Origin of the sequence: Micromonospora sp. NPDC005194 (assembly GCF_040608335.1) — a bacterium.
GTDB lineage: Bacteria > Actinomycetota > Actinomycetes > Mycobacteriales > Micromonosporaceae > Micromonospora.
The window spans coordinates 51855-78357 of sequence record NZ_JBEXIA010000020.1; the positions used below are offsets into that span (position 1 = coordinate 51855).

The window sequence follows — 26503 nt, forward strand, 5'->3', positions numbered from 1 at the left end:
CGCTCACGGTACACCGGACACGCCGGCCAACGCGGCGGTGAGCGGACCGGCCAGGTCGCCGGCCGCGGGCGGCGCCACCGCGTCCAACCCGAGCCAGCCGGCGAGCCGGTACAGCTCGGCGGCGAGCGCCACGGCGGTCTCCCCCGGGTCGGCGCCGGGCTCGACCCAGGCGGCCGGAACGAGCAGCACCCCGGCCTTGCGGTCGGCCTTCAGGTCGACCCGGGCGGTGAACCGGTCGCCCTGCAGGAACGGCAGCACGTAGTAGCCGTACACCCGCTGTGGCGCCGGGACGTAGATCTCGATCCGGTAGCTGAAGTCGAACAGCCGCTCGGTGCGGGCACGTTCCCAGACCAGCGGGTCGAACGGGCTGACCAGCGTGTTGCCCCGAATCCACCGGGGCAGCCGGGCGGACGCGTGCAGCCAGGCCGGCTGTCGCCAGCCCGCCACGGTGACCGGCACCAGCTCGCCGGCCTCGGCCAGCTCCGCGACGGCCTGCCGGGCGCCGGCCAGTGGCAGCCGAAAGTAGTCGCGCAGCTCCGGTTCGGCGGCCACCCCGAGCGACCGCGCCGCCAGGGCCACCAGAGCGCGGTACGCCTCGGCGTCGGTCGGGGTGGGCGCGGCCAGCACGGCCGGCGGGAGCACCCGCTCGGGCAGGTCGTAGCGGCGGGCGAAGGACGTGCTGCGCTCGGCGGCGGTCACCTCGCCGGCCCAGAACAGGAACTCCAGCGCCCGCTTCACCGCCGACCAGTTCCACCCCCAGTTGCCGGTCTCCCGGGGCGCGTCGTGCTCGATCTCGGCGGCGGTCAACGGACCCCGCGCGGCCACCTCGGCCCGGACCCAGGCGACCAGCTCCGGCTGCTCCTGTGCGATGCGCCGCATGCCACCCCAGGATTCGCTGTGCGCGCGGGCCATTCGCCAGCGCAGCAGCGGGTGCAGCCCGACCGGCACGAGGGACGCCTCATGGCCCCAGTATTCGAACAGCTCGCGGGGGCGGCGGTAGGCGGCCTGGTCGAGCAGCGCGGTGGGGTACGGACCGAGCCGGCTGTAGAGCGGCAGGTAGTGCGCACGTTGCAGCACGTTGACCGAGTCCATCTGGATCAACCCGACCCGGTCGAGGACCCGGCGCAGATGTCGACGCGTGGGCACCCCGACCGGCGGCGGGTCGGCGAAACCCTGGGCGGCGAGTGCCACCCGGCGGGCCTGGGCGAGTGAGAGTGCTTCCGGTGCGGCCATCGTCGGCGACGATAAATCATCGGTACGACGCCGGTGCGGGAAGCTGGACTCCGACGGCTACGGGGGCATAGAACGGTGCAATGCTGACCATCCGCCGGGAGGAGCCCGACGACGCCGAGGCGGTCGCCCGGGTGCACGTGCACGGCTGGCAGGCGGGTTACGCCGGCTTCATGCCGGACGAGGTGCTCGGACGGCTCAACGTGGGGGCCTGGGCGCAGCGCCGTCGTGACCTGGGCACCGCCGACCCGGAGCACCCGTTCAGCACCCTGCTCGGCGAGGTGGACGGGCTGGTCGTCGGCTTCACCACGTTCGGGCCGTACCGCCGCAACCAGGACCGCGACGATCTGGACCCGACGGTCGGCGAGGTGCTGGCGCTCTACGTCGAGCCGGAGTTCTGGGGCGACGGGATGGCCGCCGAACTGCTCGCCGCCGCCCGCGCCGGGCTCAGCGAACGGGGCTGGACCGGCTACCGGCTGTGGGTGCTGGCGGACAACCGGCGGGCCCGCCGGTTCTACGAACGGGCGGGGCTGTCACCGGACGGTGAACGGTCGACCTACCAGGTGCCGCTCGCCGGCGGGCGCGGGCCGGTCGGACTGGTCGAGCTGCGGTACGCCGGACGCCTCGACGACTGACCTGCCCGGTGTCAGCCACCGGCGGACCGGCAGGAGGGCCAGCAGGGCCAGGCTGATCCAGACGTACGCGTTGCTGCCGACGAAGCCGTCGGCGCCGGTGAAGTCCTTCTCCCAGAACCAGACGGTCCGGCTGATCAGCAGCACGTACCCGATGGTCGCGGCGGCCAGCAGGACGCGCCGTCGACGTCCGGCCGGCGCGGCCATCGCGTTGTCGACCAGCAGGATCAGCCCGGGCAGCAGCCAGACCAGGTGGTGCACCCAGGTGACCGGGCTGACCAGGCACATCACCGCGCCGGTCAGGGCCAGGCCGGTCGCCTCGTCACCGGCGGCGACGGCGACCCGGGACCGCCAGGCCCAGAGCGCCAGGGCGCCGAGCACCAGCAGCAGCCACAGCAGGGTGCTCGGGTGCTGCGGGTCGAGCCGGGCGACCACCCCGCGCAGCGACTGGTTGGAGACGAACGCCAGCTCCCCGACCCGCCCGGTGTTCCACAGCGCCTCGGTCCAGAACTCCCGGGAGGCGTCCGGAAAGAGCGCGCCGGCCAGCAACGTCACCCCGGCGGCCGCGCCACTGGCGGTGAGCGCCGCCCGCCACCGCCCGGTGACCAGCAGATAGACGATGAAGATGCCCGGGGTCAGCTTGATCGCGGTGGCCAGGCCGATGCCCACCCCGGCCCACCGGTCGCCGACCGGCAGCAGCCGCAGCAGGTCCACCGCCACCAGGAACAGCAGCAGTGTGTTCACCTGGCCGAAGTTGACCGTCTCCCGCATCGGCTCGAAGGCGGCGGCCAGGCAGAGCGCGACGGCGAGGGCGAACCAGGGAGTCCACCCGGCCCGGCGGGCGATCGGGTCGACCAGCCACCAGATCAGCACCGTCGTGGTGACCACACTGGCGAGTACGCTCACCACGATCGCGGCCGACCACGGCAGGTACGCCATCGGCAGCATGACCAGCGCCGCGAACGGCGGGTACGTGAAGCCGTACTGGGTCCCCGGTTTGAGGTAGTCGTAGATCTCCCCGCCGTCGTGCACCCACCACGTCAACGCGCCGTAGTAGACCTTGAGGTCGAAGAAACCGTGCCGGACGGCCGCGACGGCGAGGAACGCGGTGACCGCCGCGGCGAGCACCACCACCCCGACGACCTGCGCGGTCGTCCTGTTGGCACCCTGCGCCACCGTCGCCTCCCTCGCCCTGCGTAGGCTTCCGTCCCATGGCTCTCGGGTACGTCCGCCCGGCGCGTCCCGAGGACGCCGGCGAGATCGCACGCATCCAGCTCGCGACCTGGCGGGTCGCGTACCGCCGCATTCTGCCTCGGCATGTGCTCGACAACCTGGACGAGGCGTTCCTCGCCCGGCGGTGGAGCGCCGCGGTGCTGGAGCCGCCCTCGGGCGCGCACCGGGTGCTGGTCGCCGTCGAACAGGCCGAGCAATCGTATCTGGTGGGGTTCGCCGCCTCCGGCCCGGCCGACGGCGAGGCGCTCGCCCCGGGTGAGCCGGCCGACGCGCTCGGCCCGGACGTGGCGGCGGTGACCGACCTGCTGGTGGAGCCGCGCTGGGGCCGGCGCGGGCACGGCAGTCGGCTGCTCGCCGCGACCGTCGACCTGTGGCGGTCCGACGGCATGAGTCGGGCGGTGGCCTGGGCGTTCGACGGTGACGAGGCGACCCGGAAGTTCCTCACCAGCACCGGTTGGGAGCCCGACGGCGCGGCCCGGGCGCTGGACGTCGACGACATGCTGGTGCCTCAGGTGCGCCTGCACGTGGCCGTGCCGACCGAGAAGGTTCCGGCCGAGTGACCGGTGCGGCGGCCCGGGGCCGCCGCACCGGTACGGTCAACCCTTGTCCGCGCCGTCGCTGGCGTCGCGGACGAAGTAGCGCTGGAACACCACGAAGATGATCGCCACCGGGATGGTGGCGAGCAGCGCCGCGCCCAGCTTGAGCGGGTACTGGGTGCCGCTGCCCAGCGAGCCGCTGACCAGGTCGGCGAGGCCGCGCGGCAGGGTGAACAGGTCCGGGTCCTGCACCGACACGAGGCTGTGCGGGAACTCGTTCCAGGAACCCTGGAACGACAGGATGGTCAGGGTGATCAGCGCTGGCTTCGCCATCGGCAGCACCACCGACCAGAAGGTGCGGAAGATGCTCGCCCCGTCGATGCGGGCGGCCTCCTCCACGCTCACCGGGATCGACTCGAAGAACTGCTTCATGATGAACACGCCCGCCGCGTCGGCCAGCAGCGGCACCACCAGGCCGGCGTAGCTGTTGTAGAGGCCGAGCTGGTTGAGCACCAGGAACTTCGGGATCAGCAGCACCACGCCGGGCACCGCCATCACCGCGATGACGGCGGCGAACAGCCCGCCGCGACCCCGGAATCGCAGCCGGGCCAACGCGTACCCGGCGAGCGAGTCGAAGAACACCCGGCCGAGGGTCACCAGCACGGTGACCAGCAGCGAGTTGCCCAGCCAGAGCGGAAAGTTGGTGCCGGCGAAGATCCGGTCGAAGCCGGCGAGGCTGAGCGGGTCCGGAATCGGCGAGAGCGGGTTCGCCGCCGCGTCGGGCTCGGTCTTGAGCGAGCTCGCGATCTGGATGACGAACGGGTAGAGGAACACCAGCCCGAAGAAGACCAGCGTGGCGTACCCCAGAAAGCGGGTGACCAGGGTGCGGGCCGCGCGCTGGTCGCCGCGCGTGGGCGCCGCCGCCGGGCGGTCGGTCAGCACGGCCATGTCAGGACCTCTCCGGTACGCGTCGACGCCGCCAGCCGCGGCGCGGCCGGTCGGTGTCCCGCTCGGCGAGCGCCCGACGCTGGATCAGCGTGAGCACGATGATGATCAGGAACAGCACGAACGAGATCGCCGCGCCGGAGCCGTAGTCGAAGTCCCGGAACGCGGTCCGGTACGACAGGTACGCCGGGGTGACGGTGGTCTTGGCCGGGTCGCCCTGGCTCATGACGTACACCTGGTCGAAGACCTGCCAGGAGCCGATCATGCCGAGGGTGAGCACCAGGAAGGTGGTCGGCCTGATCATCGGCAGGGTGACGTAGCGGAACCGCTGCCAGCGGGAGGCTCCGTCGAGCGTGCTGGCCTCGTCCAGCGTCACCGGCACGTTCTGCAGGCCGGCCAGGAACATCAGCATGAACGTGCCGGAGGTGGTCCAGATGACCAACGTGATGATCGAGATCATCGCCACGCTGGGGCCGGCCAGCCAGTCCCACCAGCTCAGCCCGAACGGGCCGCCGTCGGTGAGCGCCGCCGGGGGCGAGTCGACGCCGACCGCGCCGAAGAGCAGGTGCAGCACACCCCGGGAGTCGGCGAACCACTCCGGGCCGTCGATCCCGAGGAAGCCGAGCAGCGCGTTCACCGCGCCGGAGTTGGCGAAGAGGAACAGGAACACCACGCTGATCGCGACCGAGCTGGTGACCGAGGGAAAGTAGAACGCGCTGCGGAAGAAGCTCTTGCCCTTGAGCATCCGGTTGTTGACCACCAGCGCCAGCCCGAGCGCGAGCACGGTCTGCGCCGGCACCACGATCGCCACGTAGTAGATGTTGTTGCGGATGCTGGTCATGAAGTCGCGGCGGGGCAGCCCGTCCTCGGTGAACAACTGGGTGTAGTTGTGCGCGCCGACGAACGGGACGTCGCCGGTGAACGGGCTGCCCTGCCCGTTCCAGTCGGTCAGGCTGACCCAGAGCGCCATCAGGATCGGCAGCAGCAGGAACAGCCCCAGGATGACGATCACCGGTGCGACGAAGAGCCAGCCGGCGAGGTTCTCGTTGCCGCGGACGCCACCCCGCCGTCGCCGGGGGCTCGTCCCGGGCGCGGTGGCCACGGCGGTCAGTGTCTCGGTTGCCATCTCCCCTCCCTCCCTCTCTCGGGCCCTTCCGGGCCGGAGGTGCGGACGGGGGCCCCGCTCGCTGTCGGGACCCCCGCCGTCACCTCAGCTGCCGCCGAGCGCCGCCTTGGCGTTCTTGTCGAAGTTCTGCAGCACGGTCTTCGGGTCGCCGTTGGCCAGGCTCTGCAGACCGGTGTCCAGGTCCTTGAGGACGCTGTCCATCTTCGGCGCGTTCACCGGGCCCTGGGCGTACGCGACGCCGTCGATGAACGGCTTGTCCTCAGGATTGGCGGCCGTGTACTGGTCGCGCACCGACTGCCGCGACGGCATGACACCGACCGCCTTCGCGAACGTCAGCTGCTGCTCACCGCTGGTCATCGCCTCGACGAACTTGATGGCCTGGTCCTTGTACTTGCTCTTCGCCGCGATGCCCCAGCACTGGGTGAAGGAGAGCGTGCCCTGCCCCTTCGGGCCGGCCGGCAGCGCCACCACCTTGTACTTCACGTTCGGGAAGTCGTTCTGCAGCGCGCCCTTGATCCAGTTGCCCTCGATGGTCATCACGGCCTTGCCCTTGCCGAACGCCTCACCGGACCAGCCCGAGTCGAGCTGCTTCGGGTACTTGGCCAGGCCCGAGGTGAGCAGGGACTTGACGTACTGGAGGGCGGCCAGGTTCTCCGGGGTGTCGGCGGTCGGCTGCTTGCCGTCCTTGCTCAGCAGCCAGCCGCCGTTCTGCACCAGGAAGGCGCCAATCCGGTCCCGGGTGTCGCCGAGCGCCAGGGCGACCTGCCCCTTCGCCTTGATCTTCTGGGCGGTCGCGGTGAGCTGGTCCCAGGTGGTCGGCACGTCGGCGTCGGTCAGTCCGGCCTTCGCCCACAGGTCCGTGTTGATCTGCAGGGCCAGGGTGGAGAAGTCCTTGGGCGCGCAGTAGAGCTTGCCGTCGTACGAGAACGTGGTGCGCAGGCTCTCGTAGAAGTCGTCCGGGTTGGAGATCTTGTCGCCGTACGGCTCCAGCGCGCCGACGCTCGCGTAGTCGGCGAAGCGGGCCGCGTCGACGTAGAAGACGTCCGGCGGGGTGCCGCCGGCGAGGCCCTGGCCGAGCTGCTGGGTGAGGTCCTGCGCCGGGGTGACCGTGGCGGTGTTGCCGGAGCCGCTGGCCCACTTCGCCGCGGCGTCCTGCACGGCCTTGGTCTCGGCTTCGCCGGAGGATCCGATCAGGATCTGCAGGCTGGCCGGTCCGCTGGACTGGGCGGCGTCGCCGGACGAGTCGTCGAAGCCGCTGCCGCAGGCCGCGGAACCGAGAAGGGCGACGGCGGCGAGGCCGGCCACCGCCGCCCGGGTGAGGTTTCGAGGTGCCATGGGGTTCTCTCCTGGTGGGGGATGGGACTACGCGGTGTGCCGAAGCGCCAGCGAGGGCTGGAGCAGCACGTGGGTGGGGGTCTCGTGGTTGCCGTCGAGGACCCCGGTGAGCAGGTCCACGCAGCGGGCGGCGGCCTCGCCGAGCGGTTGGCTGACGCTGGTCAGCCCCACCGCGGCTGCGACCGGCGTGTCGTCGAAGCCGATCACCGACACCGGCGGGTCGGTGCCCCGGATCGCCTGCAGCGCGCCGAGGGCGAGCGAGTCGCTGGCGCAGAGCACGGCGGTCGGCGCCTCGGCGGCGAGCAGGTCCCGAGTGAGCCGTTCGCCCTCGGCGATGCCGTCCTCGGTCTCGCGGTGCAGCCCGGTCGGGTCGACACCGGCGGCGCGCAGCGCGTCGTGCCAGCCGGCCCGCCGGTCGTCGCCGACACCGGACCCGAGGGGCCAGCCGATGAACGCGATCCGCCGGTGCCCGGCGTCGAGCAGATGCCGGGTGGCGGCGGCGGTGCCGGCGGCGCCGTCCACGTCGACCCAGGGGTGCGCGTCGAGCGCGTCCCACGGGCGGCCGAAGGTCACGAACGGCACGTCCCGGTCGGCGAGCCAGGCGGTACGCGGGTCGCCGTACTTGGTGCCGACGAGCACGAACGCGTCCAGCTCGTACGTGCCGAGCAGGTCGTCGTAGGTGGCGATCTCCCGCTCGTCGTCGGTGGCGGTGTAGAGCAGCACCCGGTAGCCGGCGGCGTCGGCGGTCTCGGTGAGGCCGTGCAGGAAGCGGTCGAGAACGGAGCCGTTGATGCCGTCGCGGGTCGGTTCGATCCGGGCGGCGATGAGGCGGGACCGGCCGGTGCGCATCTGTCTGGCCGCCTGGTTGGCCCGGTAGCCGAGCGCGCTGATCGCGTCCTCGACCCGCTGGCGGGTCTCCTGCCGCACGATGTGCGGCGCGTTGAGCACGTTGGAGACCGTCTGCCGGCTTACTCGGGCGTGCCGGGCCACCGTCGCAATGGTTACCTTCTCGGGCACTTAATCCCTCTCGCCGTCTTGAACGATCCAATTCGGATAGTGCAGGATTAGATCGTTCAAGTTTCTGGAATGTTTCGCACTTTGCACCGCCAGGGGCGCGTTGTCAAGATGTCCGCCCCGCCCCCCGAGATCTGGAGCCGCGCCGTGATCGAACGCCAGCTGCAACCCCTCCTGCACGAGTTGGTTCCGGTGGTGCTCGCCCCGACCAGTGCGCTGGGGGACGCGACCGGGCAGATCCGCCCGACCGGCGTCCAGGGCGTCTTCCACGCCGACGCCCGCGTGCTCTCCCGGGCCGAACTGCGGGTCGACGACCAGGAGCTGGAGGGGCTGACCCGCGGCGCGGACGGCCCGCACGGCGCCCGCTTCGTGGGCCTGGCCCGCTGGCTCGGCGATCCCACGCCCGACCCCACAGTCCGCGTCGACCGGCTCCGTCGGGCCACTCGCAACGGCCTCACCGAGGAGCTGCGGATCGTCTCCACCGCCACGGTCGGCGTACGGGCCACCGTGAGCGTCGACCTCGGCTGCGACCTGGCGCCCATCGAGGTGGTCAAGTCCGGTGGCGCCGCCGCGCCGCTGGAGGCCAAGACCGGCCAGCCGGGCCTGCTCACCTGGTCGGCCGACGGCATCACCGTCACCGTCACCGCGCCCGACGCCGACGTGCTCGCCGCCGACGAACGGGCCACCGCGCCGCGGCTGGCCTGGCCGATCGACCTGCCCCCCGGAGGCGAGTCGGTGCTGCGCTGGCAGCTGACCGTCGAGGACCCGCGCGCCGTGGTGATCGGCCCGGTCGGCGAACCGGAGTGGGCCCGACCCGAGGTGACCGCCGACGATCGACGGCTGGTCCGCTTCCTCGACCGCAGCCTGGACGACCTGCGCGGGCTACGCCTGGCCGAGACCGGCGCGCCCGGGGACGTCTTCCTCGGCGCCGGCGTCCCCTGGTTCCTCACCCTGTTCGGCCGGGACAGCCTCTGGGCCGCCCGGATGATGCTGCCGCTCGGCACCGACCTGGCCGCCGGCACCCTGCGCGTGCTCGCCCGCCGCCAGGGCACCCGCGTCGACCCGGCCACCGGGGAGGCCCCCGGCAAGATCCTGCACGAGCTGCGCGGGCAGGAGTTCGCGCTGCCCGGGAACGGGCTGCGCCTCCCGCCGGCCTACTACGGCACCGTCGACGCCACCATGCTCTGGGTCAACCTGCTGCACGACGCGTGGCGCTGGGGCCTGCCGGCCGAGCAGGTCGAGCCACTGCTGCCGCACCTGGAGGCCGCCCTGCGCTGGCTCGGCGAGCACGCCGACCCCGACGGCGACGGCCTCGTCGAGTACATCGACACCACCGGCCACGGGCTGTCCAATCAGGGCTGGAAGGACTCCGGCGACGCCGTACGGTTCCACGACGGCTCCCTGGCCACCGCGCCCATCGTGCTGGCCGAGGTGCAGGGGTACGCGCACGAGGCGGCGGTGAACGGCGCCGCCCTGCTGGACGCCTTCGGCCGCCCCGGTGGGGACCACTGGCGCGAGCGCGCCGCCACGCTGGCCCGCCGGTTCCGGGACACCTTCTGGGTCGACGGCCGGTACGGCCCGCAGCCCGCCCTGGCCCTCGACCGGGACAAGCGCCCCGTCGACTCGCTGACCAGCAACATCGGTCACCTGCTCGGCACCGGCCTGCTCACCGTCGACGAGGAGGCCCAGGTCGCCCGCTTGCTCACCACTGACACGCTGGCCGGCGGCTTCGGACTACGGACGATGTCCACCGACGACGCCGGCTTCAGCCCGCTGTCGTACCACTGCGGTTCGATCTGGACCCACGACACCGCGATCGTGCTCGCCGGGCTGGCCCGCGCGGGGCACCGCGACGCCGCGCTCGGCCTGGCCGAGGGGCTGCTCACGGCGGCCGAGGCGTTCGACTACCGGATGCCGGAGCTGTACGGCGGCGACGACCGGACGCTGCTCGATCGCCCGGTGCCGTACCCGGCGGCGTGCCGGCCCCAGGCGTGGGCCGCGGCGGGCGCGGTGCTGCTGCTCCAGGCCGCGACGGGCCTCTACCCCGACGTGCCGGGCGGCACGGTCCGGCTGACCCCGCTGGCCGGCGCGGAGCTGGGCGCCGTCACGGTCAAGGGCCTCCGCGTGGCCGACACCCCGGTGACGGTCGAGGTCGACCGCTCTGGCGAGGCCAGGGTCACCAACCTCCCCACCCCGCTCACCCCGACCCTCCCCACCCAACGCCGCGCAGCGGAACACCCGGCATAGCGGGCGCTGCGGCGGGAGATCTTGGACAGTTTCCGTCAGAAGCTGACGGAAACTGTCCAAGATCTGCGAGGAGGGGCGGGGTCAGCCGAGGAGGGGGTCCAGGCTCACCGTGAGGCCGGGACGGTTGCGCACCGCGCGGACGGCCAGCAGCACGCCGGGCATGAAGGACACCCGGTCGTACGAGTCGTGGCGGATGGTCAGCGTCTCGCCGGTGCCCCCGAAGAGCACCTCCTGGTGGGCGACCAGGCCGGTGGCGCGCACCGCGTGGACGCGTACCCCGTCGATGTCGGCGCCGCGCGCACCCGGCACCTCGTCCTTGGTGGCGTCCGGCACCGGGCCGAGACCGGCTTCGGCGCGAGCCTGGGCGATCTGCCGGGCGGTGTGCGTGGCGGTGCCGCTCGGGGCGTCCAGCTTGCGCGGGTGGTGCTGCTCGATGATCTCGACGGACTCGAAGTGCCGGGCGGCCCGCGCGGCGAACTGCATCATCAGCACCGCGCCGATGCCGAAGTTCGGGGCGATGACCACGCCGACCTCCGGCTTCTCGGCCAGCCAGCCGCGCACCTGCTCCAGCCGCTGCTCGGTGAAGCCGGTCGTGCCGACCACCGCGCTGATGCCCTGCTCGATGGACCACTTGAGATTGTCCATGACGACGTCCGGCGTGGTGAAGTCGACGACCACGTCGGCACCGGAGACGGCGGAACGGCTGTCGCCCTGGTCGATCGACGCCACCAGTTCGAGGTCGTCGGCGGCGTCGACCGCCCTGCAGACCTCGATGCCCATCCGGCCGCGGGCACCGAACACGCCGACGCGGGTCTTCTCCTGCTCGTCAGTCACGCGGCACAACCTATCCCAATCGGGACGTGCCACCGCCGCCGGATCCGGTCCGCTCCACCGACCGGGATGTGCCCCCGGCCCTGCGGGCGACGGGCCTCAGGCGGAGAAGTCGCCCTCGCCGAACGGGCCGACCACGGCCAGCGACATCGGCCGGCTGAGCAGCTCGGCGGCGAGGGTGTTCACGTCCGCGACGCTGACCTCGTCGACCCGCCGGAGCAGCTCGTCCACCGGCATCAGGTCGCCGTAGAGCAGCTCACCCTTGGCCAGCCTGCTCATCCGGGAGCCGGTGTCCTCCAGGCCGAGCACGAACGAGCCCTTGCTCATCCCCTTGCCCCGGGCCACCTCGGCCTCGGTCAACCCGTCGGCGGCCACCCGGGCCAGCTCGGCGCGGGTCAGGGCCAGCACCTCGTCCACCTTGCCCGGCGCGCAGCCGGCGTAGACGGCGAACAGGCCGCTGTCGGCGTACTGGCTGGCGTAGGAGTAGACCGAGTACGCCAGGCCGCGCTGCTCACGGATCTCCTGGAAGAGGCGGCTGGACATGCCCCCGCCGAGGACGTTGTTGAGCACCCCGAGGGCGAAGCGCCGGTCGTCGGTGCGGTCGATGCCGGGGCAGCCCAGCAGGACGTGCGCCTGCTCGGTCTCCTTCGGCTCGACCAGTGTGGTGGCCGGCTTGGTGCGTACCGCCGGAGTGGCCGCGCGGTGTGCGGCCGGTGCGGCCGGGTCGCTGTCCAGTGGCGTGCCGCGCACGGCCTGCCGGACCAGCTTGACCACCGCGGCGTGGTCGAGGTTGCCGGCCGCGGCGATGACGATCTGCGGTGCGGTGTAGCGACCCCGGTAGAAGGACTGGATCTGCTTGCGGGTCATCGGCGTGACGGTCTCCTCGGTGCCGGAGATCAGTCGGCCCAGCGGGTGGTCGCCGTAGACGGCCCGGGCGAAGAGGTCGTGCACCTCGTCACCGGGTTCGTCGTCGTGCATGGCGATCTCCTCCAGGATCACGCCACGCTCGGTCTCCACGTCGGCCGGCTCCAGCAGCGAGTCGGCGACCAGGTCGCACATCACGTCGATCGCCAGCGGCAGGTCCTCGTCCAGCACGCGGGCGTAGTAGCAGGTGTATTCCTTCGTCGTGAAGGCGTTCGTCTCGCCACCCACCGCCTCGATCTGCGAGGAGATCTCCAAGGCGGTGCGCTTGTGGGTGCCCTTGAAGAGCAGGTGCTCCAGGAAGTGCGCGGCACCGGCCTGCGGACGGGTCTCGTCCCGCGAACCCACCGCCACCCAGATGCCGAAGGACACGCTGCGCATCGCCGGGATCGCCTCGGTGAGCACGCGCAGGCCGCTGGGCAGCACGGTACGACGTACCGTGCCGCCCAGCGGGTCGTCGCTGAGCGTCCGGGTCACCGCGCGGGCGGCGCCGCCGGAGCGGCCCGCCCCATTGTCCCGGGACGCAGCCACCCCCCGTCGATCCGGTGGAAACGGCGCACTGAAGGCCCGACTCACGTGTTGCTCCCGGTTCGACGAGGGGTGGGTGTTGCAGGTGCTGGTGGTCAGCTGTGCCGGGTCCGGCGGCGCGGACGCTCGCCGCCCTCGCCACCACCCTCGCCGCCGCCGTTGCCGCCGTTGCCGCCCTCGCCGCCGCGCTCCGGGCCACGACCGCCACGGTCGCCGCCACGCTCACGGTCACCGCGGTCACGCGGGCCCCGGTCACCCCGGTCCCGACCAGCCGGTCGGTCGCCGCCAGCGGCCTCACCGGCGGCCGGAGCCTCGGCGCCCTCCGGGCGAACCTTGTCCAGGTAGATCTTGCCGCGGGCGTCGATGTCCGCGATCTCGACCTCGACCCGGTCACCGACGTTGAGGAAGTCCTCAACGCGCTCGACCCGCTTGCCGTCGCCCACCTTGGAGATGTGCAGCAGGCCGTCGCGGCCCGGCAGCAGCGAGATGAACGCGCCGAACGCGGCGGTCTTGACCACCGTGCCGAGGAACCGCTCGCCCTGCTTGGGCAGCGTCGGGTTGGCGATCCCGTTGATCCGGTCGACGGCCGCCTGGGCCGACGGGCCGTTGGTGGCGCCAACGTAGATCGTGCCGTCGTCCTCGATGGAGATCTCGGCGCCGGTCTCGTCCTGGATCGCGTTGATGGTCTGACCCTTCGGGCCGATCACCATGCCGATCTTGTCCACCGGGATCTTGACGGTGGTGACCCGCGGCGCGTAGTCCGACATCTCGGCCGGAGCCTCGATCGCGGCCCGCATGACACCGAGGATGATCTGCCGGGCCTCGTTCGCCTGCTGCAGCGCGGCGGCCAGCACGTCCGACGGGATGCCGTTGAGCTTGGTGTCGAGCTGCAGCGCGGTAACGAACTCCGGCGTGCCGGCGACCTTGAAGTCCATGTCACCGAACGCGTCCTCGGCGCCGAGGATGTCGGTAAGCGTCACGTACTGCGTCTTGCCGTCCACCTCGTCCGAGATGAGCCCCATGGCGATGCCGGCGACCGGCGCCTTCAGCGGCACACCCGCGGAGAGCAGGCCGAGCGTCGACGCGCAGACCGAGCCCATCGAGGTGGAGCCGTTGGAGCCGAGCGCCTCGGAGACCTGCCGGATGGCGTACGGGAACTCCTCGCGCGACGGCAGCACCGGGATCAGCGCACGCTCGGCGAGCGCACCGTGGCCGATCTCGCGCCGCTTCGGCGAGCCGACCCGGCCGGTCTCACCGGTCGAGTACGGCGGGAAGTTGTAGTTGTGCATGTAGCGCTTGCGGTTCTCCGGGGACAGCGTGTCCACCATCTGCTCCATGCGGAGCATGTTCAGCGTGGTGACACCCAGGATCTGGGTCTCGCCGCGCTCGAACAGCGCCGAACCGTGCACCCGGGGCAGCACGCCGACCTCGGCGGTCAGCGGCCGGATGTCGCGCGGGCCGCGGCCGTCCATGCGGACCTGCTCGCGCAGCACGCGGTTGCGCACCTCGGACTTGGTCAGCGAGCGGAAGGCGGCGCTGAGCTCCTTCTCCCGACCCTCGAACCGAGCGCCCAACTCCTCGGCGACCCGGGCCTTGACCCGGTCCAGGGCTTCCTCGCGGTCCGCCTTGCCGGCGATGGTGACCGCCTCGGCCACCTCGCCGCGGGCCAGGTCGGCGACCGCGTCGTACACGTCGTCCTGGTAGTCCAGGAAGACCGGGAACTCGGTGACCGGCTTGGCGGCGACCTCGGCCAGCTCGCTCTGCGCGCGGCACAGCTCACGGATCGCCGGCTTGGCGGCCTCCAGGCCGCTGGCGACGATCTCCTCGGTCGGGGCGGTGGCACCGGCCGAGATGAGGGCGACGGCGTTCGGGGTGGCCTCGGCCTCGACCATCATGATCGCGACGTCGCCGTCGTCGAGGGTGCGGCCGGCCACGACCATGTCGAAGGTGGCGCGGGCCAGCTCCTCCAGGGTCGGGAAGGCGACCCACTGGCCGTCGATGTGGGCGACCCGGGTCGCGCCGATCGGGCCGGAGAACGGCAGGCCGGAGAGCTTGGTCGACATCGAGGCCGCGTTGATGGCCACCACGTCGTACGGGTGCTGCGGGTCGAGCGCGAGGATGGTCTCGACGACCTGGACCTCGTTGCGCAGGCCCTTCACGAAGGACGGGCGCAGCGGCCGGTCGATCAGGCGGCAGGTGAGGATCGCGTCCTCGCTGGGCCGACCCTCACGGCGGAAGAACGAGCCGGGGATGCGGCCCGCGGCGTACATCCGCTCCTCGACGTCGACGGTCAGCGGGAAGAAGTCGAACTGCTCCTTCGGGTGCTTACCGGCGGTGGTGGCGGAGAGGACCACCGTCTCGCCCAGCTGGGCGATGACGGAACCGGCGGCCTGGCGAGCCAGTCGACCGGTGGAGAAGGTGATCTCGCGGGTGCCGAAGGACCCGTTGTCGATCACGGCGGTGCGGGATTCGGTGCCGAGTTTGGTCTCGGTCATGTGCTGTCGTGCTCCTTCGCGTCGTGGGCCCGCGACGTCGGGGAGCTGCTCAGCCGGCCGGTCTTCGATCGAAGCGCCCGGGTGGCCGGCGTACTGCCGGGTTCCCGGGGGCCACTACCGGAGACCGGTACGCTGACCGGCTCCCTCTCGGGTTGGTCGCGCGGCCCGTGTTCTTCAGGTGGGACGCCGATCGGGGGAGCGGCCGGTGGGCCACTCCCCCGTCACGTCACCGGCGCAGACCGAGCCGCTCGATGAGCGTCCGGTAGCGGGCAATGTCCTTCTTCTGGACGTAGTTGAGCAGCCGACGGCGACGGCCGACCAGCAGCAGCAGCCCACGGCGGCTGTGGTGGTCGTGCTTGTGCACCTTCAGGTGCTCGGTCAGCTCGGCGATCCGCTTGGTGAGGACCGCGACCTGGACCTCCGGCGAACCGGTGTCGCCCTCGGCGGTCGCGTACTCCGCGCGGATGCTGGCCTTGGCTTCCTGGTCGAGCGCCATGTTCTCCCTGTTTCGATGGGTTGATCAAGTAGGTGTCCGTCGTCCCGATGGACCGGGAACGGACCGGTACCTCGCACCCGCGGCGTCGAGCAGGCACGCGAGGCCCCACGCCGGTCACCCGACGTCCCCGCAAGACTACCAGCACCCACGGGTAACAGCGGGCCAAGGGCCTGCGCGGCCCGGTGGATGATCAGCTCAGAGCGCGCCGGGTGCGTGCGACGTCCTGTTCGATCTGGGCGATCAACGGCTCGATCGAGTCGTAGCGGACCTGACCGCGCAGGTGCGCCACGAAGTCCAGGGCCAGCCGCTCGCCGTACAGGTCGCCGTCGAAATCCAGCGCGTACGCCTCCACCCGCCGCTCCCGACCGGAGAAGGTCGGGTTGGTGCCGACCGACACCGCGGACATCAGCGGCTCGGACTGACCGCGACGGATCAGGCGGGCGGCGTACACCCCGTCGGCGGGCACCGCCGCGTACCGGTGGCAGAGCAGGTTCGCGGTGGGGAACCCCAGCACCCGGCCGCGCTGGTCACCGCGGACCACCACGCCCTCCACCCGGTGCGGGCGGCCCAGCGCGGCCGCCGCGGCGCCCACGTCACCGGCGTCGACGCAGGAGCGGATGTACGTGGAGGAGAAGACCGTGCCGTCCGCGGCGACCAGCGGGCCGCCCTCCACCCCGAAGCCGAAGGTCTTCCCCAGCCGCTCCAGCAGCGCCACGTCGCCGGCCGCGCGGTGCCCGAAGCGGAAGTTGCCGCCGACCACCACCAGCGCCGCGTGCAGGTGCTCGACCAGGATGTCGTGCACGAACTGCTCGGGCGGCAGCCGGGAGAACTCCGGGGTGAACGGCACCACGCAGAGCACGTCCACGCCGAGCGCCTCGATCAGTTCCGCCTTGCGGGCCGGCTCGGTGAGCACGGCCGGGTGCGAGCCCGGGCGGACCACCTCGGCCGGGTGCGGGTCGAACGTGACCACCACCGACTGCACGCCCAACTCCCGGGCCCGGGCCACGGCGTGCCCGATGGTCGCCTGGTGCCCCTTGTGCACGCCGTCGAAGACGCCGATGGTGACGACCGAGCGTCCCCAGCCGCCGGGCGCCGCGTCGTACCCCCGCCACCGCTGCATGCCGTTCCTTTCCTGCTGTCCCGCTGTTCGGCGGGTCGACACCGCCGGCCGGAAGCCGGCGGACCTCGTCCCGCCGTCAGGCCGGGGCGAGCACGATCTCCGCGCGGGCCCGCCCGTCCCGCTCGCTGACGATAGCGATCAGCCCGCCGGTCGGTCCGAAGACGGCGTACGGCCCGGCGATGCCGGCGGGGTCCAGCGGACCGCCGTGGCCGAGCACCTTCGCCTCGTCGGGTGTCGCCTCCCGGCGCGGGAAGAACCGGTCGGCCGCCGCGTCCAGCGGCAGGTTCACCACGGCCGGGGCGCGCTGCTCCAGCTCGTCGAGCGTGGCCGCCTCGGCGAGGGTGAAGCCACCCACCGCGGTCCGGCGCAGCGCGGTGAGGTGCCCACCGACGCCGAACGCCAGGCCCGCGTCCCGGGCGATGGCCCGGATGTACGTGCCGGAGGAGCAGGTGACGTCCACGTCCACGTCCACCACGTCCGGCTCGGTGCGGCGGATCGCCAGCACCTCCAGCCGGGAGATGGTGACCCGCCGCGCCGGCAGTTCGACGCTCTCGCCGTCGCGCACCCGCTTGTACGCCCGCTGCCCGTCGATCTTGATGGCGCTGACCGCGCTCGGCACCTGGTCGACCTCCCCGGTCAGGGCCGTCAGCGCGGCGCGGATGGCCTCGTCGGTGACGTGACCGGCCGGGGTGCTGGCGATCACGTCGCCCTCGGCGTCGTCGGTGACGGTGGCCTGGCCGAGCCGGATCGTGCCGGTGTAGCTCTTGCCCGCGCCGATCACGTAGGTCAGCAGTCGGGTGGCCCGCCCCACACCGATCACCAGGACACCGGTGGCCATCGGGTCGAGGGTGCCGCCGTGCCCGACGCGGCGGGTCTTCGCCAGCCGGCGGATCCGCGCCACCACGTCGTGCGACGTCATGCCGCCGGGCTTGTCGACCACGATCAGACCATCGGTGCTCACGTCGCCCAAGCCTGCCAGACAGCCTCTCGGCGACCGGAGTCGCCCGGCGCCCTCCGGCCGACCCCGGCCCGCTGTCGCCACGGCGGCGCCCGGGTGCCGGCTGCTGCTGGGCGCGCCGAACGGGACAGCGCCGTCGTCGGCCGAATGCGAAGATCACACGCCCGTTCCCGCCGAACCAGGACTACACGATGACCAGCGAAGACCCCGCCAGCCCGCCGAACACCACCGACCCGTACGCGGTCGCCAGCGAGACCGACGACATCCGGGTGCCGGACTGGATGCGGGGGCCGGCGACCGAAACCCCCGTGACCGGCGCTGATCGGCTGCGGCTGGGCTGGGAGCAGCACGCGGGCAAGCTGCTCGGCGGCGTCGGCGGGCTGGTCGCCCTGGTGCTGCTGGCCGTGCTGGCCTGGAGCGGGTACAGCGCCGTGCAGCGGATCCACGACGGGGAGCCGCTGCTGGGTCAGGGCTCCTCCACGGCGCCGCCCCGGCCGGTCGACGAGAGCGGCAACAGCCTCGGACCGTTCGTCGGCACGCCGGCAGAGACGTTCGCCGTGGGCGCGGCGGCCATCACGCTCCCGGCGGCCAAGGCTGCCGCGCCGTTCACCGCCAAGCAGGTCGGTGACGCGTTGGCGAAGGTCAAGGGGGCGTTGATCCAGAGCCGACTCGACCCGTCCATGCTCTTCGGCGATCCGGACCAGTTCCTCGCCCTGCTGGCCCCGGACGCCCGCGCCGACCTGCGCAAGGACTTCGCGCAGGGGACGAACCTGAACTACGCCACCCTGGTCGACCGCGCCGCCGACCCGAACCTCGACCTCGCCGACGGCATCCGGGCCAGCGGCACCGTGGAGTACCGGTCGACGACCGACAGCGACGGGATCCGGGTGCTGGCGATCACCACCCGGTTCATCTGGGTCTACTCCTTCGACCTGCCCCGCCCGCAGGCGTACGCCCCGGGCGCCGAACTCGTCACCCTCCGGGACCAGGTCGTCTGGCACGTGCCGCACCCCGACGACGTGCGGGCGGGCTCGGCCGGGCTGTGGGTGGACAGCGCCGACGTGACGGTGCTCAACGCGACCTGCGCGGCGATCCGCAAGGGCCGGATCGACCTGGAGATCGCGCCCGAGGTGGGCCTGCCGAACACCGCGCCGACCGGGGACATCTACGACCCGGGTTGGCGTCCCGGCGACGGCGAGGACTGCTGAGCCGGGGGCAGGCCGTCAGCGGATCGCGCCCACCACGGCCCAGGCGCCGCTGCGCAGGCGCAGCAGCAGGGCGACCAGCCGGATCGCCACGAAGAGGGTGAGCCCCGCCCAGATGCCGCCCAGCCCCAGGTCGAGCCCGTACGCCAGCCAGATGACCGGCAGGAAACCGCCAAGCGCCGCCACGATGGTGAGGTTGCGCAGGTAGCGCACGTCGCCCGCGCCGATCAGCACACCGTCGAGCGCGAACACCACCCCGGCCAGGGGCTGCATGGCGACGAACCACGGCCAGGCCACCATGGCCTGCTCGCGTACCTGCTCGTCGGAGCTGAACCAGGACGGCACGACGCCGGCGCCGGCGGCGATGAGCAGCGCGAAGGCGACGCCGCAGACGCCGCCGAGCAGGCCGATCCGGCGGGCCAGCGCGCGGGCGTCCGCCGCGTCGCCGGCGCCGAGCGCGGCACCGACCAGGGACTGCGCGGCGATGGCGAGGGCGTCGAGCACCAGCGCCGTGAAGAACCAGAGCTGCAGGGCGATCTGGTGTGCGCCGACGGCGGCGGCGCCGAAGCGGGCGGCGACGGCCGTCGCGGAGAGGAAGCTGGCCTGGAACGCCACGCCCCGGATCAGCAGGTCCCGACTGAGCACGAGTTGCTGGCGGATCACCCGCGGTCGGGGCCGCAGCGAGACCCGTTCGGCGACCAGCGCCGCGGCGAAGAGCCCGCCGGCGATGGTCTGGGCGACCACGTTGGCGACCGCCGAACCGGTCAGGCCGAGCCCACCGGGATAGACCAGCAGCGGGCAGAGCAGCGCGGAGAGCAGGTTGGGGCCGAGCACGAAGAACAGCGGCCGCCGGGTGTCCTGCACGCCGCGCAGCCAGCCGTTGCCGGCGGCGGCGAGCAGCAGGCCGGGGGCGCCGAGCGCCGCGATCCGCAGCCACCCGGCGGCGGCGTCGGCCACGTCGCCGGCACCTCCGGCGAGGGTACGCGCCAGCGCGCCCCCGCCGATCTGCATGCCGATCGCGACCAGCAGCCCGACGCCGAACGCGAGCCACGACGACTGGACTCCCTCGGCCACTGCCGCCGCCCGGTCGCCGGCGCCGAAGCGGCGGGCCGACCGCCCGGTGGTGCCGTACGCGACGACGGTGCCGAGCCAGGCGGTGAGCGTCATCACCGTGCCGCCGATGGCGAGCGCCGCGAGGGGCACCCGACCGAGGTGACCGACGACGGCCGTGTCGACGAGCACGTAGAGCGGCTCGGCGGCGAGGACGACGAGGGCCGGCAACGCGAGGCCGGCGATGCGGCGTGGCGAGGCGGATCGGTCGGTGGTGGCAGGGTGGCTCATCGCCGCCGATCCTGACACGACGACGGTAAGGGCCGCAATCCCGCCGAGGACTTACTCGATCGGCGGCGTCACCGCCCGGAGGACTGGCTCACTGGCGGGTGTCCATCGACGTCTGCAGCGCGCGGCGGGCCTGCTCCCGGGCGTCGTCGGTGGTGGTCTCGGGCTTGGGCTTGTTCGGCATGGTGGCGCTCCTTCCAGGGTGCGAGCCACCGGCACGCGGCAGCCCTCACGGGCGGTCGTGCTGAGCGCCCCACGGCGGTCCGGGGTTACCGGAGCAGCCGACTGGGCAGCGTGAGCCCGGGTCGGTCCGACCCTGGAGGGAGGCAGCGCGAGGTGTGGCACCACCGCCCACGACCTGCATCACCACGTGATGCCGGCCGCCTCCCAAGTTATCGTTCAGGTCCACATGCTGCTCCCGGTTCCCGCCATTTGGACGGTGGCAGCCCGGCTCAGCGGGCCAGGAAGTGCCAGCCCAGCCACCACCAGAACCCGAACAGACCGATCCTGCCCACCGGCACCGAACCGACCTCGTAGCGCATCACGTACGCGCAGACCTCGCCCAGGGTCGGTATGCGGGATCCCTCCCGCCGGGCCAGCCACTCGACCCCGACGAACAGGGCCAGGGCGGTGAGGAAACCGCCGATCGCGAGTGCCCGCATCATCGCCGCACCAGCCCCCAGAACGCGGCCAGCCAGGCGAACCAGGCCGCCGACCGGGTCAGATGATCCTCCAGCAAGGGGTCGGCCAACCGGGAGAAGGTGGGGAAGTCGTCGCCCACGGCCAACACGAAGGTCGCGCCCTCGAAGACCCCGAAAACCACCACCGGCAGTGCCCACCAGGCCGCTCCCGGGCCCAGCCGACGCGGCGCCGGCCGCCGGGGCACCCGGTTGCTCAGACCGAGCCAGATCAACACGCCGCCGGTGCCGAGCGTGTAGAGATTGGCCTCGGTGGAGAACGACGCGAACCGGCCGCCAACGAGGGACAGGCAGAGGAGAACCGGGACGGAGACGGCGGGCCGGTCCCAGGCTCGGGGGGCCTCCACGGTGAGGTCGTGCGGCTGCTCCATCCCGCAATTCTTCCCGTTCTCACGGAGCGCGGCTAGACCGACACCCCCCGGAGCTGACCCTGAACTTCCCGCCCCGGACGGAAACGAACGGGCCTGGTCAGCTGCGCCGGACGGCCCGGGAGCGGTCAGGCGTCGCCGGTGATCAGTGCCCCGGCCAGCTCGCCGCGGATCGCCTCGACGACATGCTCGGCGGTCCCCCGGCCGGTGAACCCGGCCGCGAACGTGTGGCCACCCCCGCCCAGCGCCACCGCCACGCGACTGACGTTCACCGCGCCCTTGCTCCGCATCGACACGGCCCACTCGTCGGGGGCGGTCTGCTTCAGCACGCAGCTCACGTCCGCCTCGGCGGTGCAGCGCACCGAGTCGATCAGCGCTTCCAGGACGTACGGCCGCTGGTCGTGGCTGGCCAGGTCGTCGAGCGTGGCGAAGGTCCACACCAGCCCTCGGCCGTCGGCGGCGGCCGGCTCCAGCCGAGCACGGCCGAGCACCTCCCCGAAGAGGCGGACCGCGCCGAAGGGTCGGGTGTCGAACACCCGCCGGGAGATGTCCCCGGGCGAGATGCCGGTGGACAGCAGCCGGGCGGCAAGCTGGTGCACCGCCGGAGTGGTCGCCTCGAACCGGAACGAGCCGGTGTCCGTGGTCAGCGCCACGTACAGGCACTCGGCGATGGCCCGATCCAGCGGTACGCCCAGTCGCGCCAACAGCTGCTCGGCCACCACCGACGTGGCGGCGGCCCTCGGGTCGACCAGGTTGACGGTGCCGAAGCCCGGGTTCGAGGCGTGGTGGTCGAGCACCAGGACGGCAGGAGCCGTCGACAACCGACCGGCCAGCTCACCGAGGCGCGACTCGCTGGCCGCGTCGAAACAGATCACCAGATCCGGAGCCGGGTCCGCGGCGCTCGCCGGGACCAGCAGCTCCAAGCCGGGCAGCCCCCGGAACGGCTCGGGCACCTCCGGCGGCCCGGGAAAGGTCGCCTGCAACCGGTGTACGCCGAGCTGGCGCAGGCCCAGACCGAAGCCGAGCATGCTGCCCAGCGCGTCGCCGTCCGGGTTGACATGGCAGATCAACAGCACCCGGCTGGTCGGCCCGACGGCGCGGATCAGCGCCTGGGCCGCGGCCCAGTCCGCCTCGGCCGGGCCGGCGTCGACCGGCGCGACGAGTTGGGCACCGGCGGCGCCCGTCACCGCGCTGCCCCACCCCGGGGGATCTCCGTGACGTCGGCGGCCACGTCGGCCTCGTCGTCGTCGGTCTCGTCCTCGGTCTCGTCGTCGTCGACCCGGTACGGCTGCGCCTCGCCCGCGTACTCCGCCCGGGCGGCCAGCCGCTGCACCTCCGCGTCGGCGTTGCGGGCGGCGGCGAGCAGATCGTCGATGTGCTTGACCTGGTCCTGCACGTCGTCCAGGACGAAGGTGAGCGTCGGCGAGTGCCGCAGCCCGAGCGCCTTGCCGACCGTGCTGCGCAGCAGGCCCTTGGCGCTCTCCAGAGCCGCCGCGGTGTCCGCCTGGGCCACCGCGTCGCCAAGGACCGTGTAGAAGACCGTCGCGTCGCGCAGGTCAGCGGTGATCCGGGCATCGGTGATGGTGATCATGCCGAGCCGCGGGTCCTTGATCTGGCTCCGCACCACCGACGCGACCAGCTCACGCACCCGTTCCGCGTGCCGGCGTACCTTGGCCGGATCAGACATCTCGCCACCTCCACGGCGTCCTGCTCCCGGCCGACCCGGCGACCCGGGGGCCGCCGGCCCGACCGGCCAACATCTCGAACACTACCTTCGCGGCGGCACCGGTCGCCCGGCACCGCCGGCACCCCGTTTCAGTCGTCGTCCACGCCGTACAGCCGGCGTCGGACCGACAACAACTCGACCTCGGGACGCGCGGCCACCAGGCGCTCGCAGGAGTCGAGCACCTCGCGGACGTGCGCCGCTTCGGCGGCGACCACGGCCACCGCTATCTCCGCTCGACCGTGCAGGTCGAGCGCACCCACCTCGGCGGCCGAGACCTCGAAGCGGCGCAGCGCCGCCACGATCGGCCGTACATATGATCTCTTGGCTTTGAGCGACCGGGAGTCGCCCGGCAGCAGCAGGTCGAAGACCGCGTTTCCGGTGAACATCGCCCCGGACGATACCGGCAACCCGCCCCGCATGATCAAGGGGTTTACGCCGGTTGGCGTAAACCCCTTGATCAGCGTGTCACTGCCGGATCAGGCGCGAGCCTTCTCCCGCATCTCGAAGGTCTCGATGACGTCGCCGACCTGGACGTTGTTGTAACCACCCAGGGTCAGACCACACTCGAAGCCCTCGCGGACCTCCGTGGCGTCATCCTTGAACCGCTTGAGCGAGGTGATCGTGAGGTTGTCCGCCACGACCGCCCCGTCCCGCAGCAGGCGCGCCTTCGCGTTGCGCCGGATGATGCCCGACCGGACGATACAACCGGAGATGTTGCCGATCTTGGACGAGCGGAAGACGTCGCGGATCTCCGCGCTGCCCAGCTCGACCTCCTCGTACTCCGGCTTGAGCAGGCCCTTGAGCGCTGCCTCGATCTCCTCGATGGCCTGGTAGATGATCGTGTAGTACCGGATCTCCACGCCCTCGCGGTCGGCCATCTCGCGGACCTTGTTCGAGGCCCGCACGTTGAAGCCGATGATCGTGACCGGCTCCGACGAGGCACTCGCGAGCATGACGTTGCTCTCGGTGATCGCGCCGACGCCCCGGTCGAGGACCTTGAGCTGGACCTCCTCGGGGATGTCGAGGTTGAACAGCGCGTCCTCCAGGGCCTCCACCGAACCGGAGACATCACCCTTGAGGATGAGGTTGAGCGACGTCTTCTCGCCCTCCTTGAGCTGCTCCATGAGCGTCTCAAGAGTGGCCCGACCACGGGAGTTGGCGAAGGACGCCGCCCGCCGCCGTGCCTGCCGCTGCTCGGCGATCTGCCGCACCGTACGGTCGTCCGCCGCGGCGAGGAACGTGTCGCCCGCGCCGGGAGGCGCGGTCAGACCCAGCACCATGACCGGACGCGCCGGACCGGCCTCGGTGAGCTGGTTGCCGTTCTCGTCGAGCATGGCCCGGACCCGGCCGTGCGCCCCACCGGCGACGATCGAGTCGCCCGCCCGCAGGGTGCCCTTCTGCACGAGCACCGTCGCCACCGCACCGCGACCCTTGTCCAGGTGCGCCTCGATGGCCACACCCTGCGCCGGCCCGTCGATCGGAGCGGTCAGCTCCAGCGACGCGTCGGCGGTCAGCAGGACAGCCTCGAGCAGTTCCTCGATGCCGATGCCCGGCTTCGCGGCCACGTTGACGAACATGGTGTCGCCGCCGTACTCCTCGGCGACCAGGCCGTACTCGGTCAGCTGCTGGCGGACCTTGTCCGGGTTGGCCTCCGGCTTGTCGACCTTGTTGACCGCGACCACGATCGGCACGTCGGCCGCCTTGGCGTGGTTCAACGCCTCGATGGTCTGCGGCATCACGCCGTCGTCGGCCGCGACCACCAGGATCACGACGTCCGTCACCTGGGCACCACGGGCACGCATGGCGGTGAACGCCTCGTGACCCGGGGTGTCGATGAAGGTCACCGCGCGGTCCTCGCCCTCGTGCGGGACGTGGACCTGGTAGGCACCGATGTGCTGGGTGATGCCACCGGCCTCGCCGGCCACGACATTCGCCTTACGGATCGCGTCGAGCAGCTTGGTCTTACCGTGGTCGACGTGACCCATGACGGTCACGACCGGCGCACGACTGACCAGACGCTCCTCGGCCACCTCCGCGTCGAGGTCGATGTTGAACTGCGCGAGCAGCTCGCGGTCCTCGTCCTCCGGGCTGACGATCTGCACCTCGAAGCCGAGGTGTTCACCCAGCAGCTGCAGGGTGTCGTCAGAGCAGGACTGGGTCGCGGTGACCATCTCGCCCAGGTTGAACATCTCCTGGACCAGCGAACCCGGGTTGGCGTTGATCCTGTCGGCGAAGTCCGACAGCGAGGCGCCACGGGAGAGCCGGACGACCTGACCCTGACCCCGGGGAGCACCCGAGCTCATGGTCGGAGCCGACAGGTTGTCGAACTCCTGTCTGCGCTGCTTCTTGGACTTGCGGCCACGCGTCGGCCGGCCACCCGGACGCCCGAAGGCACCCGCGGCGCCGCCGCCACGGCCACGACCGCCGGCACCCGGGCGACCGCCGCCGCCCGAGGGAGCGCCCGGACGGAAACCGCCGCCGGGAGCACCGCCGCCGCCGCCGGGACCGCCACGGTAGCCACCGCCACCGCCGGCACCCGCGCCACCACCGGGGCCGCCGCGGTAACCGCCGCCACCACCGGCGCCGCCGCCGGGACCACCACGGAAACCGCCGCCACCGCCACCGGGACGACCCGCGCCGCCACCGGGACGACCGGCGCCACCCGGGCCGGGACGACCGGCAGCCGGACGCTGACTCGGCATGGACGCCGGGCTGGGCCGCGGCGGCATGGAGTTCGGGCTCGGCCGCGGCGGCATACCCGCCGGGCTGTTGGGCCGGGGGCCACCCGCACCCGCGGCCGGCGGCCGCTGCTGCTGGCCACCCTGGATGCCGAACGGGTTGTTACCGGCGCCGCGCGCCGGCGGACGACCGCCCGGTCGGGCACCGGGACCCGGCGCCGGCGTGCTCGGCCGAGCGGCCGGCGAACCGGGACGGGGCGGCATCGCGGCCGGACCCGGCCGCGGACCGGGGCGGTTGCCGTCTGCCGGAGGCTCCCGGCGAACGGGGTTTTCCCGCTGCTGCTGGCGGGCGGCCTGCGCGGCCTTGACCGCGGCCTCCTGCTCAGCCTTCAGCGCGGCGGCACGCGCCTCCGCGGCCGCCACCTCGATGTCGTGGGCACTCGCCGGCTTGGCGACCGGGGCCGCAGACTGCGGCGCACCGGGCACCGGACCCTTGGGCTTCGGACCGGGTGCCGGCGCGGCCGGCCGCCGAGGCGGCATCGGCTTCGCCGAGACCCGGGGGGCGCCCGGGGTCGGAGACGGCGTCGGGGTCGGCGTCGAAGCCGGCGTCGGCGCGGGCGCCGACGGGGCGGCCGGCGCCGGAGCACCGGAGGACGCGACGAATGCGTTACGCAGCCGTCGGGCGACGGGCGCCTCGACCGTGCTGGACGCGGACTTGACGAACTCGCCCATTTCCTTCAGCTTGGCGAGAACGGTCTTACTCTCGACCCCGAGCTCTTTTGCAAGCTCGTGTACGCGGGCCTTGCCTGCCACTGCACTCCTCACTCCGAGGTCGTGCGGGCA

General features: G+C 72.5%; 23 protein-coding genes. 4 read left to right on the forward strand and 19 right to left on the reverse strand.

What is annotated here, in order from left to right; genetic code table 11:
• Positions 1-3 precede the first annotated feature (3 nt).
• On the reverse strand, positions 4-1233 hold the full coding sequence (locus ABZU53_RS18530) for a crosslink repair DNA glycosylase YcaQ family protein (RefSeq protein WP_355066844.1): 1230 nt from the start codon (positions 1231-1233) through the stop codon (positions 4-6).
• 80 nt (positions 1234-1313) lie between these two features.
• Between ABZU53_RS18530 and ABZU53_RS18535 the strand changes: the two genes are divergently transcribed.
• Positions 1314-1865 (forward strand): GNAT family N-acetyltransferase, encoded by a 552-nt coding sequence (locus ABZU53_RS18535; protein ID WP_355066845.1) that lies wholly within the window; start codon positions 1314-1316, stop codon positions 1863-1865.
• Here ABZU53_RS18535 and ABZU53_RS18540 read toward each other — a convergent pair.
• On the reverse strand, positions 1764-3038 hold the full coding sequence (locus ABZU53_RS18540; protein WP_355066846.1) for a glycosyltransferase family 87 protein: 1275 nt from the start codon (positions 3036-3038) through the stop codon (positions 1764-1766). The two genes, ABZU53_RS18535 and ABZU53_RS18540, sit on opposite strands and share 102 nt — an antisense overlap.
• Before the next feature lie 35 nt (positions 3039-3073).
• On the opposite strand from ABZU53_RS18540, the gene ABZU53_RS18545 reads away from it, so the two are divergent.
• Positions 3074-3655 carry a GNAT family N-acetyltransferase gene (locus tag ABZU53_RS18545; protein WP_354859186.1) on the forward strand — a complete coding sequence of 194 codons (582 nt, stop codon included), beginning with the start codon at positions 3074-3076 and terminating at the stop codon, positions 3653-3655.
• Between the two features lie 36 nt (positions 3656-3691).
• Here the strand turns inward: ABZU53_RS18545 and ABZU53_RS18550 are convergent, their stop codons facing one another.
• The 4 genes from ABZU53_RS18550 to ABZU53_RS18565 form a co-directional block, all read right to left on the reverse strand.
• Positions 3692-4579 (reverse strand): carbohydrate ABC transporter permease, encoded by an 888-nt coding sequence (locus ABZU53_RS18550; protein WP_355066847.1) that lies wholly within the window; start codon positions 4577-4579, stop codon positions 3692-3694.
• Position 4580: 1 nt separating this feature from the next.
• On the reverse strand, positions 4581-5702 hold the full coding sequence (locus ABZU53_RS18555) for a sugar ABC transporter permease (RefSeq protein ID WP_355066848.1): 1122 nt from the start codon (positions 5700-5702) through the stop codon (positions 4581-4583).
• An 84-nt stretch (positions 5703-5786) separates the two neighbouring features.
• Complete coding sequence (locus tag ABZU53_RS18560; RefSeq protein ID WP_355066849.1) at positions 5787-7037, reverse strand: extracellular solute-binding protein; 1251 nt, start codon at positions 7035-7037, stop codon at positions 5787-5789.
• A 27-nt stretch (positions 7038-7064) separates the two neighbouring features.
• Positions 7065-8054 (reverse strand): LacI family DNA-binding transcriptional regulator, encoded by a 990-nt coding sequence (locus tag ABZU53_RS18565; RefSeq protein ID WP_355066850.1) that lies wholly within the window; start codon positions 8052-8054, stop codon positions 7065-7067.
• A gap of 144 nt (positions 8055-8198) precedes the next feature.
• On the opposite strand from ABZU53_RS18565, the gene ABZU53_RS18570 reads away from it, so the two are divergent.
• Positions 8199-10298, forward strand: coding sequence for a glycogen debranching N-terminal domain-containing protein (locus ABZU53_RS18570; RefSeq protein ID WP_355066851.1), 2100 nt, complete (start codon positions 8199-8201; stop codon positions 10296-10298).
• A gap of 81 nt (positions 10299-10379) precedes the next feature.
• Here ABZU53_RS18570 and dapB read toward each other — a convergent pair whose 3' ends face one another.
• The 6 genes from dapB to truB form a co-directional block, all read right to left on the reverse strand.
• Positions 10380-11132, reverse strand: coding sequence for a 4-hydroxy-tetrahydrodipicolinate reductase (gene dapB / locus ABZU53_RS18575; protein ID WP_355066852.1), 753 nt, complete (start codon positions 11130-11132; stop codon positions 10380-10382).
• A gap of 96 nt (positions 11133-11228) precedes the next feature.
• A complete protein-coding gene (locus ABZU53_RS18580) occupies positions 11229-12626 on the reverse strand; it encodes a pitrilysin family protein (RefSeq protein WP_354857676.1) in 1398 nt (465 codons plus the stop codon).
• A 47-nt stretch (positions 12627-12673) separates the two neighbouring features.
• Entirely contained in the window at positions 12674-15073 is a 2400-nt protein-coding gene (locus tag ABZU53_RS18585; protein WP_354857674.1) for a polyribonucleotide nucleotidyltransferase, read from the reverse strand.
• A 226-nt stretch (positions 15074-15299) separates the two neighbouring features.
• Positions 15300-15569: a 30S ribosomal protein S15 gene (rpsO, locus tag ABZU53_RS18590; RefSeq protein ID WP_007456699.1), complete on the reverse strand. Its 270-nt coding sequence runs from the start codon at positions 15567-15569 to the stop codon at positions 15300-15302.
• Positions 15570-15759: 190 nt separating this feature from the next.
• Positions 15760-16689, reverse strand: coding sequence for a bifunctional riboflavin kinase/FAD synthetase (locus tag ABZU53_RS18595; protein WP_355066853.1), 930 nt, complete (start codon positions 16687-16689; stop codon positions 15760-15762).
• A gap of 76 nt (positions 16690-16765) precedes the next feature.
• Positions 16766-17650 (reverse strand): tRNA pseudouridine(55) synthase TruB, encoded by an 885-nt coding sequence (gene truB / locus ABZU53_RS18600; RefSeq protein WP_355066854.1) that lies wholly within the window; start codon positions 17648-17650, stop codon positions 16766-16768.
• A 188-nt stretch (positions 17651-17838) separates the two neighbouring features.
• On the opposite strand from truB, the gene ABZU53_RS18605 reads away from it, so the two are divergent.
• The gene (locus ABZU53_RS18605) at positions 17839-18855 is read left to right on the forward strand and encodes a hypothetical protein (RefSeq protein ID WP_354857666.1); all 1017 of its coding nucleotides are present in this window, start codon (positions 17839-17841) and stop codon (positions 18853-18855) included.
• Between the two features lie 15 nt (positions 18856-18870).
• Here ABZU53_RS18605 and ABZU53_RS18610 read toward each other — a convergent pair whose 3' ends face one another.
• The 7 genes from ABZU53_RS18610 to infB form a co-directional block, all read right to left on the reverse strand.
• Complete coding sequence (locus tag ABZU53_RS18610; RefSeq protein WP_355066855.1) at positions 18871-20193, reverse strand: MATE family efflux transporter; 1323 nt, start codon at positions 20191-20193, stop codon at positions 18871-18873.
• Between the two features lie 449 nt (positions 20194-20642).
• Complete coding sequence (locus tag ABZU53_RS18615; RefSeq protein ID WP_234588302.1) at positions 20643-20852, reverse strand: DUF6186 family protein; 210 nt, start codon at positions 20850-20852, stop codon at positions 20643-20645.
• Positions 20852-21259 carry a hypothetical protein gene (locus tag ABZU53_RS18620; protein ID WP_354857662.1) on the reverse strand — a complete coding sequence of 136 codons (408 nt, stop codon included), beginning with the start codon at positions 21257-21259 and terminating at the stop codon, positions 20852-20854. Before ABZU53_RS18620 ends, ABZU53_RS18615 begins: the two co-directional genes overlap by 1 nt.
• Before the next feature lie 125 nt (positions 21260-21384).
• A complete protein-coding gene (locus ABZU53_RS18625) occupies positions 21385-22443 on the reverse strand; it encodes a bifunctional oligoribonuclease/PAP phosphatase NrnA (RefSeq protein ID WP_355066856.1) in 1059 nt (352 codons plus the stop codon).
• Positions 22440-22943: a 30S ribosome-binding factor RbfA gene (gene rbfA / locus ABZU53_RS18630; protein ID WP_354857657.1), complete on the reverse strand. Its 504-nt coding sequence runs from the start codon at positions 22941-22943 to the stop codon at positions 22440-22442. The genes ABZU53_RS18625 and rbfA overlap by 4 nt, the downstream gene beginning before the upstream one ends.
• Before the next feature lie 128 nt (positions 22944-23071).
• A complete protein-coding gene (locus ABZU53_RS18635) occupies positions 23072-23368 on the reverse strand; it encodes a DUF503 domain-containing protein (protein WP_234588255.1) in 297 nt (98 codons plus the stop codon).
• Positions 23369-23458: 90 nt separating this feature from the next.
• Complete coding sequence (gene infB / locus ABZU53_RS18640; protein ID WP_354857655.1) at positions 23459-26473, reverse strand: translation initiation factor IF-2; 3015 nt, start codon at positions 26471-26473, stop codon at positions 23459-23461.
• Positions 26474-26503: the final 30 nt, after the last annotated feature.

Bases quoted from the DNA above. Each gene is read 5' to 3' on its own strand.
- ABZU53_RS18530 (WP_355066844.1), bottom strand. From the start codon at position 1,233: ATGGCCGCACCGGAAGCACTCTCACTCGCCCAGGCCCGCCGGGTGGCA.
- ABZU53_RS18535 (WP_355066845.1), top strand. From the start codon at position 1,314: ATGCTGACCATCCGCCGGGAGGAGCCCGACGACGCCGAGGCGGTCGCC.
- ABZU53_RS18545 (WP_354859186.1), top strand. From the start codon at position 3,074: ATGGCTCTCGGGTACGTCCGCCCGGCGCGTCCCGAGGACGCCGGCGAG.
- ABZU53_RS18550 (WP_355066847.1), bottom strand. From the start codon at position 4,579: ATGGCCGTGCTGACCGACCGCCCGGCGGCGGCGCCCACGCGCGGCGAC.
- ABZU53_RS18555 (WP_355066848.1), bottom strand. From the start codon at position 5,702: ATGGCAACCGAGACACTGACCGCCGTGGCCACCGCGCCCGGGACGAGC.
- ABZU53_RS18560 (WP_355066849.1), bottom strand. From the start codon at position 7,037: ATGGCACCTCGAAACCTCACCCGGGCGGCGGTGGCCGGCCTCGCCGCC.
- ABZU53_RS18585 (WP_354857674.1), bottom strand. From the start codon at position 15,073: ATGACCGAGACCAAACTCGGCACCGAATCCCGCACCGCCGTGATCGAC.
- rpsO (WP_007456699.1), bottom strand. From the start codon at position 15,569: ATGGCGCTCGACCAGGAAGCCAAGGCCAGCATCCGCGCGGAGTACGCG.
- ABZU53_RS18595 (WP_355066853.1), bottom strand. From the start codon at position 16,689: ATGCAGCGGTGGCGGGGGTACGACGCGGCGCCCGGCGGCTGGGGACGC.
- ABZU53_RS18605 (WP_354857666.1), top strand. From the start codon at position 17,839: ATGACCAGCGAAGACCCCGCCAGCCCGCCGAACACCACCGACCCGTAC.
- ABZU53_RS18610 (WP_355066855.1), bottom strand. From the start codon at position 20,193: ATGAGCCACCCTGCCACCACCGACCGATCCGCCTCGCCACGCCGCATC.
- ABZU53_RS18615 (WP_234588302.1), bottom strand. From the start codon at position 20,852: ATGCGGGCACTCGCGATCGGCGGTTTCCTCACCGCCCTGGCCCTGTTC.
- ABZU53_RS18620 (WP_354857662.1), bottom strand. From the start codon at position 21,259: ATGGAGCAGCCGCACGACCTCACCGTGGAGGCCCCCCGAGCCTGGGAC.
- rbfA (WP_354857657.1), bottom strand. From the start codon at position 22,943: ATGTCTGATCCGGCCAAGGTACGCCGGCACGCGGAACGGGTGCGTGAG.
- ABZU53_RS18635 (WP_234588255.1), bottom strand. From the start codon at position 23,368: ATGTTCACCGGAAACGCGGTCTTCGACCTGCTGCTGCCGGGCGACTCC.